We start from the raw sequence: 19470 nt of genomic DNA, 5'->3' as shown, positions 1-19470 counted from the left end.
CAGCGACAAGGCCGCGGAAAGTAACGGTCCGCCGGGCGGGTGTCAACGCCCGCACCCGCGGGCATTCCGGCACTCACCAGAGTTTCGTGAGCGTCGTTCCGGCGTAGTAGTGCGACAGGATGCTGTCCGCGCTCGCTCCCGCGCGCGCCATCGCCAGCGCGCCCGTCTGGCAGAGGCCGACACCGTGGCCCGAGCCGGCGCCGCTCGCGACGACCGACACGGGCCGCCCCGTCGCATCGCCGCGAAGCGCGATCTTGAAGAGGTTCGAGCGAAGGATGCCGTTCGGGGCGCTCGGGCGCCTCAGGACCTGCCGCAGGACGTACGCGGGTACGTCCACGACACCGGTGGTGGTCGTGACCCGGAGACGCCAGACGCGGGCCGAATGCGATCGGCTCAGGACTTCGACCCCGACCACGTTCCCGACTCCTCCGGCCGGCATCGGCACGCCCTGCGGCGGGCCGTATTTCGCGAGCGTCGCGGCGAACTGCGCGACCGGCCATTCCTCGCGCCAGCGATACTGGGGCGAGAGCGCGCAGTAGTCTCCTTCGCCGGTCCCTCGATCCGCGCGCGAGAGCAGGTACGGGCGGGGATCCGTCGGCCAGGCTTCCCACACGTCGGCGGTGATGCCGCCGCAGGTGGAACAGTAGTTCGCGCGGATCGGCTGGCCCTGCGACTCGCAGACGCTGCCACGCGTGCTCTCCACGCAGCGAGTGGCCAGCGGCCGCTCGCTCTCGACCGGCGAGTAGAGCTGGTCCTCGACCGTCGCATAGAGGTCGAAACCCTCGGCGCCGCGGCGGCCGCGATAGAAGAGCGAGTAGCTGCGGGCCGCGATCGCCTGCGCGCGCCCGGCTTCGATCAGCGAATCCCGCAGCGCGCCGATCTCCCCGGGAACCACTCCGAGCAGATAGGGCTCGAGGTCGAGCCGGGTGACGAGCGTGAGCCGGCCGCGCGGCGACAGGAACGCCTTGAAACGGCCGCGCCACGTCTTTCCGCTCCATCGCAGGCGAGGCGCCTCTCCCGCCTCGAAGCCCTCGTCCCCGATCCACAGCGTGTCCGCCGGCCCCAGGACCGCAAGCGGCACGGCCCGGGGCCGACCCACGGGCTCGACCAGCAGTTGCGTGCCCGAGGCGCGCAGACGCAGCGGCTCGCGCAGCTCGGCGGTTCGCCCGGGTGCGCCCTGCTCGCTCCACGAGAGTCGCGCCGTCACGAGCGGCTCGACGGTGAGCGAGTCCGCGTCCACCACGAGCCCGATGTCGAACCGGGGTCCCTGCGGCGATTCGGCGCGCGCGTCGCCGGCGTGCGCTCCCGCCCCGGAGAGGGCCGCGAGCGCGAGCGCGACGGCGAGGCGCCGAAGCGGCTTCACGCGGACGCTCCGCCGGTCAGCGCACCCGGTGAGATGTGACCGAGCACCACGGCCGCCTCCGCTCCCGTCGCGCCGCGCACGTTTCCCGCCTCGCCCGACAGCGTCAGATGGGCGAGCAGCGCGAAGGCGAGCGCCTCCTTCGCGTCCGCGGCGACGCCCAGGTCGTCGAGCTTCCTCACCGTCACCCCTTCGAGCCTGCGGCGCAGCGCGACCATGAGCGTCGCATTGCGCACGCCGCCACCGCTGACGTAGACGGCCTCCACGCCGCGCGGCGAGAGAAAGCGGCCGATCGCGTCGGCGACGGTGATGGCCGTCAGTTCCGCCGCCGTCGCAAGCAGGTCCTCGAGTGAGAGCCCCAGCTGCTCGCCGATCTCTTGCAGCCGGATCGCGTAGGCGTCGCCGAAGCGCTCGCGCCCGGTCGAGCGCGGCGGCTCGGTCTGAAAGAACGGGTCCGCCAGCAGTTCCTCGAGCAGGCCGTGGTTCACCCGCCCGTGCGCGGCGAGCTGCCCGCCATCGTCGCGATGCGCGAGCCCACCCGTCGAGACTCGCATGAGTCCGTCGAGCACGGCGTTGCCCGGCCCGGTATCGAAGGCCACCACCTGATCGAGTCCCGCGCCCCGCGGCAGGTGGGTGACGTTCGCCATGCCGCCCAGGTTCAGAAGCACGCGCGACTCGCGTTCCGAGCGGAATCGCCACCAGTCGGCCACCGGCACGAGCGGAGCGCCTTCGCCCCCGGCCGCGGTGTCGCGGGTCCTGAAGTCGGAGACGACCAGGATGCCCGTGCGTTCGGCGAGCACCGCGGCCGATCCGACCTGCAGCGTCAGCGCCCGCCCGCCGTTCGCGGCGCGCGGCAGGTGCCGGATGGTCTGCCCGTGCGAACCCACCGCGGCGACCTCGGCCGCGCGGATCTGCGCCTGCCGCAGCAGTGCATGGACCGCCCGCGCGTAGGCTTCGCCGAGCTCCGCGTCGAGGCGCATGAAACGCTCGAGGGGCAGCTCCTCGCAGCCCGCCACCTCGAGCACCTCGCGACGCAGCGGATCCTCGAACGGCTGCTCGCGATAGGCGACCAGTTCGCCGGTCGCCGCGAGTCCGGCGCCGCGAAAGCGCACGAGCGCGGCATCCACGGCGTCGGCGGACGTGCCCGTCATGAGGCCGATCACCAGGTGCTCGTCCGCCGTGCGATAGCTTCGCAGGCCGGCGAGAGCGTCGGACCCGTGGACCATGCGCTACCTCCTGCCCACGATCGCCGCCAGGCGTGCGCTCGCGTGCGCGAGGGCGCTGTCGGGCGACTGCTCACCGCGCAGAGCGCGGATCAGCTCGTCGCCGAGCGCGTGCTCCATGCGCCGCCAGCCTGGCACCGCGGGCGCGAAGCGCGAGCGCGCGGCCTGCGAGGCCAGCACCTCGTCTCGCGGGTGCGAGCGGAACCACGCCAGCGTGTCGGCGCCCGAGTTCGCGGGCACGCCGCCGGCGGCGGCCGCGTAGATTTCGAGCGAGTTCTCCGGCCGCGCCAGATAGCGGGCCAGGCGCAGCGCATGCTCCTTGTGTCTCGAGCGCGTGAAGCTGGCGAGCACGCTGACGTCGGCGAACGGCACGACGCTGTCGGCCGCCGCCCGTGCGGGGAGCGGCGCGAGTCCGTACTTCAGTTCCGGCGCCTCGTGATCGAGCCACGTGGCCAGCCGGGAACCGGCGATGCGCAGACCGAGGCGACCGGCGGCGAACTCGCGGTCGAGGAAATCCGAGTCGGCCTGCAGCCCCACCCTGCCCAGCCGCACGCCGAGCTCGAGCGCCTGTTCGTTCGCCGGCGAGTCGAGGCGCACGGAGTCCCCGGCGGCGGACAGCAGTTCGCCGCCGTTCGTCCACGCGAGCGAGAGAAACTCGGGCACCATGGCGAGCGTGTCGGTGCTCGGGAGACCGTAGCCGTGAACGCCCCCACCGAGGCGCTCGATGCGCCGTGCCGCGGCGACGAGCGCGTCCCAGGTCGCGGGCGGCCTGGCGGGCGGCAGCCCGGCGCGCGCGAACAGATCCCGGTTCCAGTAGAGCACGCGCGGCGAAAGCCGCCAGGGCATGCCGTACAGCGCGACGCCGACCCGGCACGCCTCCCAGCCGAGCAGCGAATCGCGCTGGTCGGCGACGCCCGCGCTCCAGTCGCTCAGCTCGCCCGAGTCGAGGTACGCGCGCATGGAATCGCCGTCCAGCTCGCAAAGGTCCGGCGGGGCGCCCAGCGCGAGCGCCGCATCGAGGGACTCGGCGAGCGCCGCCGGCGCGACGCGCACGAGCCGCACCCGCAGTCCGGGATTTTCCGACTCGAACCGCCGCACCACCGGCTCGAGCGCCGCCGGCTCTGCGAACTGCCAGAAGACGACCTCCTGCGGCGGCCGGGCCGCCGGCGCGCAACCGGCCGCGAACAGGATCGCCAGGCCGAGGCCGATGCGCTTCACGCGCCGCCGTCCTCCCGGTGCGCGGACTCGATGGCGCGGCGCACGAAGCCGCCGGTCTGCCGCAGCAGCCGTTCCGCCTCGTCGCGATCGCAGTCGCGCTTCAGCATCACGATCGCGGTCTTGACGCTCCGTCCCGCGGCCTCGATCGCCCGGGCGGCGGCGTCGTATTCGACGCCGGTCACCGCCATGACCGTCCGTCGGCTGCGCTCGACCAGCTTCTGGCTGTTCGCCATCAGGTCCACCATCATGTTCTCGTACGCCTTGCCCGAGCGGACGAACGCGGCGGTCGTGAGCATGTTCAGCACCAGCTTCTGCGCGGTTCCCGCCTTCATGCGGGTCGAGCCCATCAGGACCTCGGGGCCGACGAGCGGGCAGATCGCCACGTCCACCGGAAGCTGGAACTCCTCGCGCGGCGTGCACGTCACGTACACGGTGCGCGCGCCGCGCTCGCGGGCCCGCTCGATCGCGGCGACGACGAACGGGGTCCGGCGGCTGGCGGCGACGCCCACGACCGTGTCCTCGGGGCCGACGCCGAGATCGTTCATGGCCTTCTCGCCCTCCTCGCGCCGGTCCTCGGCGCCCTCGACCGCGCGGACGACTGCGGTGTAGCCGCCGGCGATGACGCCCACGACCTGGTCGGGGTCCGAGCCGAAGGTCGGCGGGCATTCGGACGCATCCAGCACGCCGAGCCTTCCGCTGGTGCCCGCGCCCGCATACACGAGCCGGCCCCCGGCGCGGAAGGACGCCACGATCAGGTCCACCGCACGGGCGATCCACGGCAGCTCCCGCGCGACGGCGTCCGCGACCGTCCGGTCCTCGGCGTTGATGCGCGCGAGCAGCTCGGGCACATCGAGCGTGTCGAGGTCCATCGTGCGCGGATTGCGCTGCTCGGTGGCGAGCCGGGCAAACTCGTCGAATCGGGCGCGATCGTCCATGTCGTCCCCGCGGTTCGGGAAGCTGCTTCGCAGGCCGGCAGGATGCCATGCGGGCGAAGCGCCCCACAACTCCGGCGGCAGGCCACGGGCGCTGCGCGCGTCGGTTGTCCCGCGGGCGTTCCCGTGATGCCGATTCGCCGGAAGTCTCCTAGACTGCGCGCTTCGCACCCCTTCCCTTCCCCGATCCCGGAGGCGCCGTCATGTCGGTTCTCGTCGAGGACGATGTCCTCGCGCGTTTCGCGCTCGCTCCGGGCTTCCAATGCGCGGCCACCGCCTGCGGTCTCAAGAAGAGTGGTGCGCTGGACCTGGCGCTCGTGTGGAGCGAGCGCCACTGCGCCGCCGCCGGACTGTTCACCACCAATCGGGTCAAGGCCGCGCCGGTCGTGCTGGATCGCCAGACGCTGCCCGGCTCCGCCGCCCGCATCCGCGCGGTGGTCGCGAACGCCGGCTGCGCCAACGCGGTCACGGGCGAGCGCGGCCTGGCGGACGCGCGGCGCATGGCGTCGCTCGCCGCCGAGGCGGTCGAGGCGAGGCCGGACGAGGTGCTCGTGCTCTCGACCGGCGTCATCGGCGTGCACCTCGACATGGACAAGCTCGGCTACGGCATCGCCGCGCTGCGCGCGCCGGGGGCGCTGCGCGCCGCGGCCGACGCCGCGCGTGCGATCCTCACGACCGACACCCGGCCCAAGGTCGCGACCGCCACCGCGACGATCGCCGGGCAGACGGTCCGGATTTCGGGCTTCGCCAAGGGCGCCGGCATGATCCACCCGAACCTGGCGACGATGCTCGCCGTGCTGACCACCGACGCGCTCATCGATCCCGAGCGGCTCGACCGGGCCCTGCGCCGCGCCGCCGCCGCGAGCTTCAACCGCATCAGCGTGGACGGCGACATGAGCACGAACGACACGGTGCTCGCGCTCGCGTCGGGCGTTTCCGCCGCGCGCGTGGACGATGCCGGCGAGGAGGCCTTCACCGGCGCGCTGACGGAGGCCTGCGCCGCGCTGGCGCGCCAGATCGCCCGCGACGGCGAAGGCGCGACGCGCCTCGTCGAGCTGCGCATCACCGGCGCCGAAACCGGGCGTCAGGCGCATCGGGTCGGCGACGCGATCGCCTGCTCGCCGCTCGTCAAAACGGCGATCCACGGCAACGACCCCAACTGGGGGCGGGTGCTCGCCGCCGCGGGTTACAGCGGCGAGGAGATCGATCCGGGCGCCGTCGGGCTGTGGTTCGGCGAAGGCGACGACGTGCAGCTGCTCGACCGCGGCCGGCCGCTGGCCTTCGATCGGGCCGGCGCCTCCGCGCTGCTCGCGAAGGACCCGGCGGTCGTGCACCTCGATCTCGGTCTCGGCGCCGCGGCGGCGACGCTCTGGACCTGCGACCTGAGCGCCGAGTACGTGCGCGTCAACGCGGAGTACACGACGTGACCCCCCGCGGATTCGCGCGGTCGGGCGCGGCAGCGGATCGGGTGCGGGACGAGGTCGCAATCGCGGAGGCTCCGCATCCCTCGCGCGATGCCCGGACGTTTGACGCCCCGTGGGCGTGAACGCAGTCTGACCGCATGCCCGAACTGCCCGAGGTCGAAACCGTCCGCCGCATGCTGGCCGCGTGCATTCCCGGCCGGCGCATCGCGCGGGCGGTGGTTTCGCGGCACCGGCTGCGGAGCGCATCGCTCGCGAAGCTGCCCGTGGCGCTGGCGGGCCGGGTCTTCGGCGAACCGCGCCGCACGGGCAAGTTCCTGTTCCTCGATCTGGACGGCGGCCTCACGCTCCTTTCCCACCTCGGCATGAGCGGACGGTGGCTCTACTGGCCGGACGCGCGCACGGCGGACCGCGAAATGCCGCACGTGCACCTGCGGCTCGCGATCGAGGGCGGTGCGGCGCTCTGGTATCAGGACATCCGCCGCTTCGGAATGTTGCGCGTCGTGCCGCTCGAACGGCTCGCGCGCGACCCCTCGATCCGGCGGCTCGGTCCCGACCCGCTCGCCGAGCCCCCGACCGGCGAGTCGTTGCACACGCTTGCCCGCGGGGCGCGCGTCGCGGTCAAGAACTTCCTGCTCGATCAGCGCCGCATCGCCGGGCTCGGCAACATCTACGTGAGCGAGGTGCTGTTCCGCGCCGCGCTCGATCCACGGCGCCGCGCGGGAACGCTCTCGACGCCCGAATGGACGCGCGTCGCGTCCGAGATCCGCCCGGTGCTGGAAGCGTCCATCGAGCGGATGGGCACGACGTTCAGCAGCTACCGCACGATCTGGAACGAGCCGGGCGGCTATGGCGAGCGGCTGCTCGTGTACGACCGCGCGGGCGAGCCGTGCCGACGGTGCGGGGCGGCGGTGCGGCGCATCGTGCAGGGCGGGCGGGCCACGTTCTTCTGCCCGGCCTGCCAGAGCCGCAGGCCCGCCGTGGCCGGCCCCCGCGGGCCGCGGCCGGCGCGCGCCGCCGCGACCCGGCGCGGACCCTCCCGGGCCGGAAGAACCTGACGAACCGCGAAAAACCTGCGCAACGTTTCCATTGAACCGGCCCAGCGCGAGGCCCTAACCTGCGGTGTTATCCATACCCTTTCCGGGTGGCCCGCCGCAGCCCCTTCCCCGCGACGCCCGCCGCCCGTTCGAGACGGAGCGACCTCATCATGATGTTCAATACGCTGGGCCTGCCGGCGCCGATGGCGCAGGCGGTCCGGGCCGCCGGCTGGACCGAACCCACCCCGATCCAGGCCAAGGCGATCCCGGTCATCCTCCAGGGCAACGACCTCATCGGGAACGCCGTGAGCGGCTCGGGAAAGACGGGCGCGTTCCTGCTTCCGGGCTTCGCGCGCCTCATTGACGGACCGCAGAAGCTGCGCGCGCTCGTGCTCACGCCGACCCGCGAGCACGCCGCCCAGGTCGAGACCCTGGCCCGTGACTTCGCCCGCTTCACCGAGCTGCGGGTCGGCATGGTGCACAACGCGACGCCGCTGCCGGTGCAGGAGAAGCTGCTCCGCGACAACGCCGTGGACGTGCTGATCGCGACGGTGGACCGCCTGCTGGAACTTCAGGAGCACAAGGTGATCGGCTTCGAGGACGTCGAGATCCTCGTGCTCGACGAAGCCGACCGCATGGTGGACATGGGTCAGGCCGGCGACATCCGCAGGCTGCTCAAGCTGCTGCCGGAAACCCGTCAGACGCTGCTCTTCTCGGCGACCATGGCGCCGGAGCTGAACCGGCTCGCCAAGGAGGCGCTGATCGAACCGGTGCGCGTGGACCTCACGGCTCCGCAGCCGACCGGCATCACGCACGCCATCTATCCCGTGCCCAGGCACCTCAAGATCGAGCTGCTCGACCGGCTGCTTTCGCGCTCCGGCGAGGTGCGCAGCACGATCGTTTTCACCCGCCAGCGGGAGGGCGCAGACCGGCTCGCGCGCCAGCTCGAGCGGCGCAAGTACACGGTCACGACGCTGCACGAGCGCAAGAGCCAGACGGAGCGCGAGCGGGCGATGGAGGATCTGAAGCGCGGGCGGCTGCAGATCGCGGTCACGACCGACCTTGCCGCGCGCGGCCTCGAGCTCGGCGGCGTCGCGCACGTCGTCAACTTCGACGTGCCCCCGACGCCCGAGGACTACGTCCACCGCATCGGCCGAGCCGCGCGGCCCGACGCGCAGGGCGACGCCTTCACGCTCATGGCCCCCGAGGAGCAGCGCCACCTCGCGGCCATCGAGCGCTTCGTCGGCCGCGCGATCCCGCGCGTGCTGCTGCCCGACTTCGACTACAAGCTGAGCGCCTCGCAGCTCCAGCAGACCGTGATCTACGACGACGAACGCGTGCGCGCCGCGCGCCGCGCCGCGATGGGCAAGGTGGGTCCGTACGCGCTCGCCCGCGCTCCGGGCCAGGGCCGAGCCGCGCCGCCCTCGCGTGGCGTCGCGGCTCCCTCGCGCGGTCCGGCCGCGCCTTCGCGGAGCCTCTCCTCTACCGTCCGCGGCCCGGCTGCGCCCGCGCGCGCGGGCGTCGCCCCGGCGCCGGCGAGCGCCGCCGGCGCGCGCCGCACCCTGCCCACGGCCGCGACGACACAGCGACCGGCCAGCCCGCCGGTGAGAACGCGGCCCGTCACCGGCGCAGCCGCGGCCCGGCCGAAGACCGTCACGTCCGCGAAGCCGAAGGGCGATGCGACGGCGAAGCACAAGCTCGGCGCACGGGCGAAGCCCGCCCCGAAGCCGAAGGCGAAAGCGAAAGCCAGGCCGGCGGCGGCGCGCGCGAAGAAGTAGCCCGGGCGGCGCGTCGTCCCCGGGCGGTCCTGCCCTCGGGCGCCGGGCCGCTCAGTCGCCTCCGGCCGGCCCCGAAAGCTGATCGCGTGCGAGCGCGAACGCCACCTGCGCCCCCGCGGCGTCGGCGGCGGCGATCTGCAGCAGTTCGGGACTGCCGCCGCCCTTACCTCGCGCGGCGGCCAGCAGCCCGGCGAGCATCGCCTTCAGGTCGGGGCCGGTTCCCTTCGCTCGCGCGACGACGACGACGGGTTCGGGACCGCCGGCGCCGCTCACGACCCACGGGGCGCCCGCCGAAAGGCAGGCGAGCGCGAACGCGCGCGCGTCGTCGCGCCCGCGCGTTTCGGCCCACTCCGCGACGCCGCGCGGCGGCGCGCCCACGCGCGCGCGCGCGTCCCCGGCCAGCAGGCGGGCGTTCAGCTCGCGCAACCGCCTGGCGAGCGCGTCGCGCTCCTCGAGCGCCCGTTCGAGGTGCGCGATGAGGTCGCGATCCTTGAGCGTGCGGCGCTTCGCGGCCTCGAGCAGCGCTTCGGTGCGCCAGGCGTGGTCGAGCAGCGCGCGGCCGCCGCACAGGAACGTCACGCGCACGTTGCCGCGCACCTTTTCCCAGCCGACGATCTTGATCGCCCCGACTTCGCCGGTACGCCGGGTGTGGGTGCCGCCGCAGGCCGAGAGATCCCAGTCCGGGACCTCGACGATGCGGATGCGCCCCTGGACCTGCGGAGGCTTGCGCAGCGCGAAGAGCTTCACCCCCTCGGCGTCGGTCCAGTGCAGGCGGAGCTCGCGGTCCTCCCACAGCACGCGGTTCGCCGACTCCTCGACGCGCGCGGCGAGGCGCCAGTCCATGCCGGCGAGGCCGAGCTCGATCACGCTTCGCTCCGCTCCCAGCGTCGAGGACAGGGTCGCCGCGCTCGCGACGCGTTCGAACGCCGCCGAGAGCACGTGCTGGCCGGTGTGCTGCTGCATGTGGTCGAAGCGGCGCGCCCAGTCGATCTCGCCACGGACGACGCCGGCGGGAAGCCCGCCCTCGACGACATGCCAGACGCGCCCGTCCTCGGCCGCCTGCACGTCCACGACGGGGCTGCCCGCGAGCGAGCCCTGGTCCGGCAGCTGGCCGCCGCTTTCCGGGTAGAACCAGGTGGTCTCGAGCTCGACGGCCGGGCGTCCCTGCCATTCGCCAGCCGCCGAAACAGGACTCTCGAAGCGAACTGTATAGCTATCGTCGTAGTAACGTCTTTCGCTTGCCATTGAATGCCCCGCTTCAAGCCTGTCCGGAGCCGGAGCGGGACAGGCCCCAGCGCCGGAGCATGCGCCACAGCGTCGTGCGCGAGATTCCGAGCTGGCGGGAGGCCGCCGTCGTATTGGCGTCGTGCCGCGCGAGGACCCGCAGCACGTGTTCCCGCGTCACCTCCTCGAGCGACAGCGAGTCGCGCTCTCCGGCCCCCTCCAACTCGTCTCCTGCGGAAGACTGAGGTGCCGTGGACAAGGCCGGACGACCCGCCACACGGGCGAGCAGGCGCGGCGATCGGACTTCGGCGGGCAGGTCGGCGGCGTCGAGCAGCGGCCGGTCGGAGACGGCGACGGCGTGTTCGATGGCGTTCTCGAGCTCGCGCACGTTGCCCGGGTAGTCGTACTTCTCGAGCAGATCCATGGCGGCCGGCGTCAGCTTCAGGCTGCCGCGCTTCTGGCGGCGGGCGGCGCGCTCCAGGAAGTACGACGCGAGCAGCCCGATGTCCTCGCGCCGCTCGCGCAGCGGCGGCAGCTCGAGCTGCACGACGTTGAGGCGGTAGTAGAGGTCGGCGCGGAACCGGCCCTCGGCGACGAGCGCCCGCAGGTCGCGATTCGTGGCCGCGACGATCCGCACATCCACCAGGCGGGGGGCGTTCTCGCCGATGCGCCGGACCTCGTTGCTCTCGAGCGCGCGCAGCAGCTTCACCTGCGCGCCGGCGGGCATGTCGCCGATCTCGTCGAGAAAGAGCGTGCCTCGGTCGGCCTCCTCGACGAGGCCCGCGCGCTCGACGCCGGCGCCCGTGAATGCGCCCTTCGCGTGCCCGAACAGCTCGCTCTCGACGAGCGACTCCGGCAGCGCCCCGACGTTGACCGGCACGAATGGGCCGCGCGCCCGCGGCGAGAGCACGTGCAGCGAGCGCGCGACCAGCTCCTTGCCCGTTCCGCTCTCCCCCAGCACCAGCACCGTGCTGTCGGTCGGCGCGACGCGCGCGACCAGGCGCAGCAGGCGCTGGATCTTCGCGCTGGCGCCGATGATCGGCTGCAGCGCGACGTCGCGGGCGACGGCGCCGGTCGTGGCGGCGGCCGGGTTGGGTCTGGGATGGGCCATGGAAGGCTTTCGTTCGCGGCCGGATCGGCCCCGGGAACGGGGCCGGCGCCGGGGTTGCCGGCCGGCAGCCGTTTCAACCTGCCACAGCCCGGGAAGCCGCGGCAAGCGGCGGCGTGTCAGGAATCCCGCGACCCGGGCTCGGCGTCCTCGGGGCGCAGCTCCACGAGCTTGAGCCTGGGCGGAGCGCCGAGGGCGGGCCAGGCGCCGGCAGCGGCCGCGCCCGCGGCCGCTTCCCGCTGATCCAGTCCCTGCGCCGGGTCGATCTCCTCGAGGCGCAGGTAGAAGAAGGTCCAGGCGTACTGGATGACCGGCATGATCGCGGCGCTCAGGAACGTCCCGAGCGAGAACCACACGTTGAAGCTGCTGCCCGGCACGGTGAAGAAGCACACCGCCATCAGGAACCAGATGGGCACGACCAGGAAAACCGAGATCGCCACCATCTCCAGCCAGCGCTCGAAACGCGACTCGGTGAGGTGGAACGAGCGCTGCGTCGCGCGAACGGGGTCGCTCGGGCGCAGGACGACCGCCTCGGTGACCATCGAGAGCTTGAAGCCGAGGTACAGGAACGGCACGAACAGCATGCTGAAGGCGATCGTGAGCGCGATGTTGCGCAGCGCCTCGGCGAGGTACAGGGCCGGCACGCGGCGCAGGCCCTGCGCGTAGCATCGCAGCGCGGGCGCGGGATGCACCTCGACGGCGGTGTTGAACACCGAGCGCGCGCGAAACCGCAGCATCGCGGTGACCACCACGAACACGAGGAAGTCGAGGAGCTTGCAGGCGGCGGTCACCAGCAGCAGCCGGCTGTGCTCGAGGTTCGGAAACGCGCGTTCGATCACCGCCGGAGCGAAGATCCACGGCGACCAGAGCAGCAGCGGGATCACGACGGACTGCATCGTGTCGCGTCGCGCGGCGAGGTCGAACGCCAGCGCGAAGGCGTGTCGTGCGGAGATGGGCAGGCGTTGCCGATGGGGCATGCGATCGCTCACGGGTCGCGGAATCGTGGGCGACGAACGTACGGGCGCCGGTGAGGCGTCGTCAACCGCACGGCGACCGCGCGCCCCTCCGGCCGCGCATCCGCGACCTGCTCGTGACCGCACGTCGCCGCGGTCTCGCTCCCGCGATCTCCGGCGGCCCCGTTTCGCCGCCGTCCCCCGGGCGATCCGCACGCCATCACGGCGTCGGCGGTTTGCCCTTCCCCGTTCGCGTTCCTATGCTGCGTCCCATGCCAAGGCGCCTCTCACACGTGGATGCACGCGGCCGCGTCCGGATGGTGGACGTGAGCGCCAAGAACGTGACCGCCCGCGTGGCCACCGCCCGGGGCATGGTCTTCATGCATGGCGCGACGCTCGAACTCCTTCGAACCGGCCGGACCCCGAAGGGGAACGTTCTCGCCACCGCGCACCTGGCGGCCGTCATGGCGGCCAAGCGCACCAGCGAGCTGGTGCCGCTCGCCCACCCGGTGCCCGTCGAGGCGGTGGACGTGGCCTTCGATCTCGACCCGGCGGGACCGGCGGTCCGGATCGAGGCGCGCGTACGCACGCGCGCCCGCACGGGCGTCGAAATGGAGGCGCTCACCGCCGTCACCGCCGCCGCGCTCACCCTCTACGACATGCTCAAGGCCGTGGACCGGGGCATGGTGATCGGCGAGATCGCCCTGTGGGAGAAGCGCGGCGGCCGCAGCGGCCCGTGGAAGCGTCGCGAGGCGGTGCCGCGACGCGCCGCGAAGGCGTCCACGGCGCGCCGCGCCTGACCGTGCAGCGGATCGAGCTGTCCTTCGCCGAAGCCCGCGCCCGCGCGGTCGAGTCGCTCTCGAGCCTGCCGGCGGTCGTGCTCCCGCTCGCGCGCTGCGCGGGCCGCGCGCTTCGCCGTGACGCCGTCGCGCCGCATGCGCTGCCGCCCTTTCGCAACTCGGCGATGGACGGCTGGGCCGTCCGCGCCGCCGACCTCTCGCGCGCCTCCGCCTCGACGCCCGTGACGCTGCGCGTCGCCGGCGCCCTGCCCGCGGGCACGGTGTCCGCGAAGGCACTCGGACCCGGCGAGGCGATGCGCATCATGACCGGGGCGATGCCGCCGGAGGGAGCCGACGCGGTCGTCCCGTTCGAGGATGCCGAAAGCGGCGCCGACGGGAACGGCGAGACCATGACCGCGCGCCGCCCGTCCGAGCCGGGCGATCATCTGCGCCCGGCCGGCGCCGATGTCGGTCCGGCCGAGCGCGTGCTGGCTGAGGGACGGGAGCTCTCGGCACACGACCTGGCGCTGCTCGCGGCGCTGGGCCTGTCGGAGCTCGAAGTCTCCCCCGCGCCGCGCGTGGCGGTGATCTCGACCGGCGACGAACTGCTCGACCCCGCCGAGCCCCTGCGCCCGGGCGCGCTCCGGGACAGCAACCTCGGAATGCTGACCCTGCTCGCCACGCAGGCCGGCGCCGAGGTGGCGATCGCCGAGCGCCTGCCCGACGATCCCGGGCGCGTGGCTGCCCGCATTCACGAGGCGATCGCGACCTGCGACGCGGTCCTGACCATCGGCGGGGTCTCGGCGGGCGACTTCGACCCCGTCAAGCTCGCGCTCTCGCGCCTCGGCGAGGTCGAGCTCTGGCGCGTGGCCATGCGCCCCGGCCGACCGCAGGCGCACGGCCGCCCGAAGGGCCGCTTCTTCCACGGCCTGCCCGGAAACCCCGCCTCCGTCGCCTGCGTCTTCGAAGCGCTCGTCCGTCCGGCATTGCGCCGCCTGCAGGGATTCGCCGACCTCGACCGCCCGCGCGCGCCGGTGCGCATCGCCCGCGAGATCGAATCGCGGCCCGGACGCACGGACTTCGTGCGCTGCACGCTCGGCTGGCGGGAAGGTGAGTTGTGGGCGCTGCCCGCGGGCGGGCAGGTCTCGGGGCATCTCGCGCCCCAGTCGCGCGCGCACGCGCTCGTGATCGTGCCGGCCGAGGCGCCCGGGTTGCGCGAAGGCGAGTCCGCCGAGGCGCTGGTGCTTCGCCTGCCCTGAGCTCGAATCGTCGACGCCTCGAACGGGCGCGCGGCCGCCGTGCGATGGCCGCCGGATCGCGGAGCGATTCCTAGAGCAGGCCCAGCACGCTGTCCCGGGCCATCGCCCACAGGCCGTTGGCCTGTACGCCGAACCACAACGTCGCGACCAGCGCCAGCACCACCGCGAGCGCCACCGGCACGCCCCACGACACCTGAACCGGCTCGCCCTCGGGCTCGCGCATGTACATCGCCACCGTCACCCGCAGGTAGTAGTAGACGGACACGACGCTGTTCAGCACGCCGGCGACGACGAGCCACAGCAGCGCCGGGTTCTTCATGGCCGCTCCGAAGACGTAGACCTTGCCCATGAAGCCGGCGGTCGGCGGGATGCCGCCGAGCGAGACCATGAAAACGGTCATCGCCAGCCCGAGGAAGGGCTGGCGGAAGCCCAGGCCGGACAGGTCGCTCATCAGCACTCGCTCGTCGCGCCCGCGGCCCATCATCGTCAGCACCGAGAACGCGCCGAGGTTCATGAAGGAGTAGACCGCCAGGTAGAAGACGGCCGCCGACGCCCCCTCGGGCCCGCCCGCCGCGACCGCGACCAGGATGTAGCCGGCGTGCGCGATGCTCGAGTACGCCAGCATGCGCTTGAGGTTGTTCTGCAGGAGCGCGGTGACGTTGCCGACCGTCATGGTCAGGAACGCCACCACCGCGAGCAGCGGAACCCAGTCCACCTGCAGCGGCTCGAGGGCCCGCAGCCCGACGCGCAGCAGGGCGGCGAACCCCGCGGCCTTGGCGCCCACCGACATGAAGCCCGTCACCGCCGTCGGCGCCCCTTCGTAGGCGTCGGGCGTCCACATGTGGAAGGGCACGGCCGCCACCTTGAAGGCGAAGCCGGTGAACACCAGCAGAGCGCCGATCACCAGCAGCGGGTTGCCGAGCAGCGGCGTGTCCGAGAGGAACGCGCCCATGCGGGCCAGATTCGACGTGCCGGTGGCGCCGTAGAGCAGCGCGATGCCGTAGAGCAGGAATCCCGAGGCGAACGCCCCGAGCAGGAAATACTTGAGCGAGGCCTCGTTCGATTCCAGCCGCGTGCGGCGGAATCCCACCAGCACGTAGAGCGAGAGCGACATCAGCTCGAGGCCGATGAAGATCGTCACCAGGTCGTTCGACGCCGCCATCACGATCATGCCGAGCACGCTCGAGAGCAGCAGCGCGTAGTACTCGGCCTGGTTGATCTTCGTGCGTTTCAGGTAGTCCCACGAGGTCAGAACCGACAGGACGCCGATGGCGACGAACATCAGCGTGAAGACCACCGTGAACGGGTCGTGCACGAACATGCCGCCGAACAGCTCGCGCTTGTCGCCGGCGACGCGCCACACCGCCCAGCCGGCGAAGGCCAGCGCGAGCAAGGAGACGATGCCGCCGCGGCTGTCGCCGGGCCGCGACGGGACGAACTCGAGCAGCAGCAGCAGGATCGTGCCCGCGGTCAGCGCGATCACCGGGGCGAGCGCCCACCAGTCCACGGGCAGGAACGAAGGCTGCGGTACGAGGCTCATCGCTCACCTCCGGCGGACGACGGCGCCGCGGCCGCGGGCTCCACGAAGCCGATCCGGGCGCCCGAGGACAGCGCCGACATGCGCGCCGCGCGCTCGTGGACGGCCTGGATCGTCCGGTCGAGCGCCGGCTGCATGCGGTCGAGGAACGGCTGCGGCATGACGCCCATCCAGAAGACGAGCACCAGCAGCGGCGCGAAGACGAGGCGTTCGCGCAGCGAAAGGTCCGCGAGGGCGCGGTTCTCGTCGTGGGTCACGGGCCCGAAGAACACGCGCTGGTACATCCACAGCATGTAGCACGCGGACAGGATGACGCCGCTCGCGGCGAACACCGCCCACCACACCGAATGCTTGAACGCGCCGAGCAGGACGAGGAACTCGCCGACGAAGCCGTTCAGCCCCGGAAGCCCGATGCTCGAGAGCGTCACGACCATGAAGATCGAGGCGTAGACCGGCATCACCCTCCACAGTCCGCCGAAGTCCGCGATCCTGCGGGTGTGCCGCCGCTCGTAGATGACGCCGACGAGCAGGAACAGCGCGCCCGTCGAGACGCCGTGGTTCAGCATGGTCATCATCGAACCCGCGAAGCCCTGGGCGTTCAGCGCCATCAGCCCGAGAATCGCGAAGCCCATGTGCGCGACCGACGAGTACGCGACCAGCTTCTTGAGATCGGGCTGCACCATCGCGACCAGCGACCCGTAGATAATGCCCACGATCGAGAGGCCGGCGATCCACGGCGCGCACACGGCGAGCGCGTTCGGGAACAGCGGCATCGCGAAGCGGAGGAAGCCGTAGCCGCCCATCTTCAGCAGCACGGAAGCGAGGATGACCGAGCCGGCGGTCGGCGCCTCGACGTGGGCGTCGGGCAGCCAGGTGTGCAGCGGGAACATCGGCACCTTGATCGCGAACGCGACCGCGAACGCCAGGAACAGCCACAGTTGCTGGTCGGGCCTCAGCGGCAGAGCCAGGAAGGTCTGCAGGTCCCAGGTCGGGACCCCGCTCAGGTCCTTCTGCAGGAACCACAGCGACAGGATCGCGACCAGCATGAGGACGCTGCCGGCCATCGTGAACAGGAAGAACTTGACCGCGGCGTAGATGCGCCGCTGGCCTCCCCAGGCGCCGATCAGCAGGTACATCGGAATCAGCATCGCTTCCCAGAACACGTAGAACAGCAGCACGTCGAGGCAGAAGAACGTGCCGATCATGCCGGCCTCGAGCGCCAGCATGAGCGCGTAGAACTCGCGGGTGCGGTTCTGGATGGCCGACCACGCCCCGATCACCGCGACGAGCGAGATGAACGTCGTCAGCAGCACGAGCAGCGCGCTGATGCCGTCCACGCCGAGGTGGTACTGCGCGCCGATCGCCGGAATCCAGTCCACGCGTTCCTCGAACTGGAAGCCCGGCTGGCCGGGCACGACGCGCCACCAGAGCGGCAGCGAGAACAGGAACTCCGCGAAGGCCGCGAGCGTCGCCCACAGCCGGATCTGCCGGTGGGCGCCGGCCGGCAGGAGCGCGATCAGCGCGCCCGCGGCGAGCGGGAAGAAGACGAGGAAGGTCAGCCAGGGGAACGGGGCCACTTACGACCTCAGGAAATGGAGGAGGAGCGCGAGCACGCCGAGCGACAGGAACAGCGCGTAGGTGCCCACGTAGCCGGTCTGGAACAGGCGCAGGATGGCGGAGCAACCTTCGAGGAAGTAGCCCACCCCGTTCACCGTGCCGTCCACGATCTTCTCGTCCCAGAAGCGCCACAATCTCATCGAGCCCTCGTACACGGGCCGAACGGCGATCGCGTCGTAGAACTCGTCCACCCAGTACTTGTTGTAAAGGACGTTGTGGACGCCGGCGAGGCGCGTCCGCAGCGCGGTCGCGAGCTGCGGCCGCTGCAGGTAGGCGCGGAACGCCAGCAGGATGCCGAACGCCGCGACCGCGACCGAGAGCGCGATGAGACCCCACTCGGCGGCCGCGGACAGGTGCGCCATGTGCACGTCCGGCACGCCCGGGACGTGGCTCAGCACGGGCTCGAGCCAGCGCTCGAACGGATGCCCGCCCTTCTGGAACGGCAGGCCGATCCAGCCGCCCACGACCGACAGCGCGGCCAGCACGGCGAGCGGCGCCACCATGCTGGGCGGGGACTCGTGCACCGGGCCCGAGTGGCCGTGCGCGGCGCCGTGGTCGTGCCCGTGCGGGTCGGAGGCATGGCCGTGCGCGGCGTGCTCGGCCGCCACGTGCGCGGCGTGCAGCGACTCCGCCGCCGGTTCCCCGAAGCGCGGGGCGCCGCGGAAGGTGAGGATGTACAGGCGGAACATGTAGAACGCGGTCAGCGCCGCGCCCACCAGGCCTGCCAGCCAGACGCCGTAGTGCCCGCTGGCGAACGCGCCGTGCAGGATCTCGTCCTTGCTGAAGAAGCCGGCGAAGGGCGGGATGCCGGCGATCGCCACGCAGGCGATGAGCATGGTCGCGTGCGTCCACGGCATCTTCGCGGCCAGCCCGCCCATCCGGCGCATGTCCTGCTCGTGGTGCATGCCGTGAATGACCGAGCCGGCGCCGAGGAACAGCAGCGCCTTGAAGAAAGCGTGCGTCATGACGTGGAAGATCCCGGCGCTGAAGGCGCCGACGCCGCAGGCGAAGAACATGTAGCCGAGCTGGCTGACGGTCGAGTACGCGAGCACCCGCTTGATGTCGTTCTGGGCCAGACCGATGGTCGCCGCCATCAACGCCGTCGCCGCGCCGACGATCGCCACCACCTCCATGCTCAGCGGCGCCATCTGGTAGAGCACGTGGCTGCGCACCACCATGTAGACGCCCGCGGTGACCATGGTCGCGGCGTGGATGAGCGCCGACACGGGCGTCGGGCCCTCCATCGCGTCCGGCAGCCAGGTGAACAGCGGAAGCTGCGCGCTCTTGCCGGTCGCGCCGAGGAACATCAGCAGCGTGAGCACCACGACGATCGGCGCGCTCAGGTGCAGGCCGCCGAGGGTCAGGGTGCCCACGGCGCCCTGCAGCGCGTGCGGCGCGGCCGCGAACACGCGCTCGTACGAGGCCGATCCCGTCCAGACGATCAGGAACAGCATGCCGAGCAGGAAGCCGAAGTCGCCGATGCGGTTGACGATGAACGCCTTCTTGCCGGCCTCGGCCGCGACCGGCTTCTCGTACCAGAAGCCGATCAGCAGGTACGAGCACAGGCCGACGCCCTCCCAGCCCACGAACATGAGCAGGTAGTTGTCCGCGAGCACCAGCGTCAGCATCGCGAACATGAACAGGTTCATGTACAGGAAGAACCGTCGGTACGACGGGTCGTCGGCCATGTAGCCGGTCGAGTAGACGTGGATGAGGAATCCCACGCAGGTCACGAACAGCACCATGACGCTCGAGAGCGGATCGAGCAGGAACGAGACGTGCGCCGAGAAATCGCCGACCCGCATCCACGTCCAGGCGGTCTCGACGATCGCCCGGTCCTCGGCGGGGTGCCCGGCGAGCGCCGCCACCGCGCGCAGCGCGGCGAGGAACGCCAGGCCCGTCGCGCCGCAGGCGATCCACGACACGCCCCGCCGGCCCAGGCGGTCGCCGAGCAGCAGGTTGAGCGCGACCGCGGCCAGCGGCAGCGCGGGAATGATCCAGAGCATCGGCAGGTTCACGCGCCC

The 19470-nt window shown here is 72.2% G+C and carries 15 protein-coding genes; 5 read left to right on the top strand and 10 right to left on the bottom strand.

Features of this window, described 5'->3' with window-relative positions; translation table 11 throughout:
- Positions 1-73 precede the first annotated feature (73 nt).
- Genes IT347_08765 through murQ form a run of 4 tightly spaced genes read right to left on the bottom strand, consistent with a single transcriptional unit; the run spans position 74 to position 4736 of the window.
- Positions 74-1363: a SpoIID/LytB domain-containing protein gene (locus IT347_08765; GenBank protein ID MCC6349667.1), complete on the bottom strand. Its 1290-nt coding sequence runs from the start codon at positions 1361-1363 to the stop codon at positions 74-76.
- Positions 1360-2586 (bottom strand): anhydro-N-acetylmuramic acid kinase, encoded by a 1227-nt coding sequence (locus tag IT347_08760; protein ID MCC6349666.1) that lies wholly within the window; start codon positions 2584-2586, stop codon positions 1360-1362. The genes IT347_08765 and IT347_08760 overlap by 4 nt, the downstream gene beginning before the upstream one ends.
- Before the next feature lie 3 nt (positions 2587-2589).
- Entirely contained in the window at positions 2590-3801 is a 1212-nt protein-coding gene (locus IT347_08755) for an extracellular solute-binding protein (GenBank protein MCC6349665.1), read from the bottom strand.
- Positions 3798-4736, bottom strand: coding sequence for an N-acetylmuramic acid 6-phosphate etherase (gene murQ / locus IT347_08750; GenBank protein ID MCC6349664.1), 939 nt, complete (start codon positions 4734-4736; stop codon positions 3798-3800). Before murQ ends, IT347_08755 begins: the two co-directional genes overlap by 4 nt.
- Before the next feature lie 200 nt (positions 4737-4936).
- On the opposite strand from murQ, the gene argJ reads away from it, so the two are divergent.
- The 3 genes from argJ (at position 4937) to IT347_08735 (ending at position 8969) form a co-directional block, all read left to right on the top strand.
- On the top strand, positions 4937-6160 hold the full coding sequence (gene argJ, locus IT347_08745; GenBank protein ID MCC6349663.1) for a bifunctional glutamate N-acetyltransferase/amino-acid acetyltransferase ArgJ: 1224 nt from the start codon (positions 4937-4939) through the stop codon (positions 6158-6160).
- 134 nt (positions 6161-6294) lie between these two features.
- The gene (mutM, locus tag IT347_08740) at positions 6295-7212 is read left to right on the top strand and encodes a bifunctional DNA-formamidopyrimidine glycosylase/DNA-(apurinic or apyrimidinic site) lyase (protein ID MCC6349662.1); all 918 of its coding nucleotides are present in this window, start codon (positions 6295-6297) and stop codon (positions 7210-7212) included.
- A 149-nt stretch (positions 7213-7361) separates the two neighbouring features.
- Entirely contained in the window at positions 7362-8969 is a 1608-nt protein-coding gene (locus IT347_08735) for a DEAD/DEAH box helicase (GenBank protein ID MCC6349661.1), read from the top strand.
- Between the two features lie 51 nt (positions 8970-9020).
- On the opposite strand, the gene IT347_08730 is transcribed toward IT347_08735, so the two are convergent.
- The 3 genes from IT347_08730 to IT347_08720 form a co-directional block, all read right to left on the bottom strand.
- Entirely contained in the window at positions 9021-10214 is a 1194-nt protein-coding gene (locus IT347_08730; protein MCC6349660.1) for an alanyl-tRNA editing protein, read from the bottom strand.
- Positions 10215-10227: 13 nt separating this feature from the next.
- Positions 10228-11304: a sigma 54-interacting transcriptional regulator gene (locus IT347_08725; GenBank protein MCC6349659.1), complete on the bottom strand. Its 1077-nt coding sequence runs from the start codon at positions 11302-11304 to the stop codon at positions 10228-10230.
- A gap of 116 nt (positions 11305-11420) precedes the next feature.
- Entirely contained in the window at positions 11421-12290 is an 870-nt protein-coding gene (locus tag IT347_08720) for a hypothetical protein (GenBank protein MCC6349658.1), read from the bottom strand.
- Between the two features lie 236 nt (positions 12291-12526).
- Here IT347_08720 and moaC point away from each other — a divergent pair, with 236 nt between their 5' ends.
- Both moaC and IT347_08710 read left to right on the top strand, forming a co-directional pair.
- Positions 12527-13054, top strand: a complete 528-nt coding sequence (gene moaC / locus IT347_08715) for a cyclic pyranopterin monophosphate synthase MoaC (GenBank protein MCC6349657.1) — start codon at positions 12527-12529, stop codon at positions 13052-13054.
- The gene (locus tag IT347_08710; protein MCC6349656.1) at positions 12991-14292 is read left to right on the top strand and encodes a molybdopterin molybdotransferase MoeA; all 1302 of its coding nucleotides are present in this window, start codon (positions 12991-12993) and stop codon (positions 14290-14292) included. The genes moaC and IT347_08710 overlap by 64 nt, the downstream gene beginning before the upstream one ends.
- A gap of 70 nt (positions 14293-14362) precedes the next feature.
- Here IT347_08710 and IT347_08705 read toward each other — a convergent pair whose 3' ends face one another.
- Genes IT347_08705 through nuoL form a run of 3 tightly spaced genes read right to left on the bottom strand, consistent with a single transcriptional unit; the run spans position 14363 to position 19452 of the window.
- Complete coding sequence (locus IT347_08705; GenBank protein ID MCC6349655.1) at positions 14363-15832, bottom strand: NADH-quinone oxidoreductase subunit N; 1470 nt, start codon at positions 15830-15832, stop codon at positions 14363-14365.
- On the bottom strand, positions 15829-17406 hold the full coding sequence (locus IT347_08700) for an NADH-quinone oxidoreductase subunit M (protein MCC6349654.1): 1578 nt from the start codon (positions 17404-17406) through the stop codon (positions 15829-15831). The genes IT347_08705 and IT347_08700 overlap by 4 nt, the downstream gene beginning before the upstream one ends.
- Positions 17407-19452 carry an NADH-quinone oxidoreductase subunit L gene (nuoL, locus tag IT347_08695; protein MCC6349653.1) on the bottom strand — a complete coding sequence of 682 codons (2046 nt, stop codon included), beginning with the start codon at positions 19450-19452 and terminating at the stop codon, positions 17407-17409.
- Positions 19453-19470 lie beyond the last annotated feature (18 nt).

The organism is Candidatus Eisenbacteria bacterium, from assembly GCA_020847735.1.
Lineage (GTDB): Bacteria > Eisenbacteria > RBG-16-71-46 > RBG-16-71-46 > RBG-16-71-46 > CAIXRL01.
Note: the sequence above shows the minus strand (reverse complement) of the source record. Positions and strands in the feature narration are given on the sequence as shown.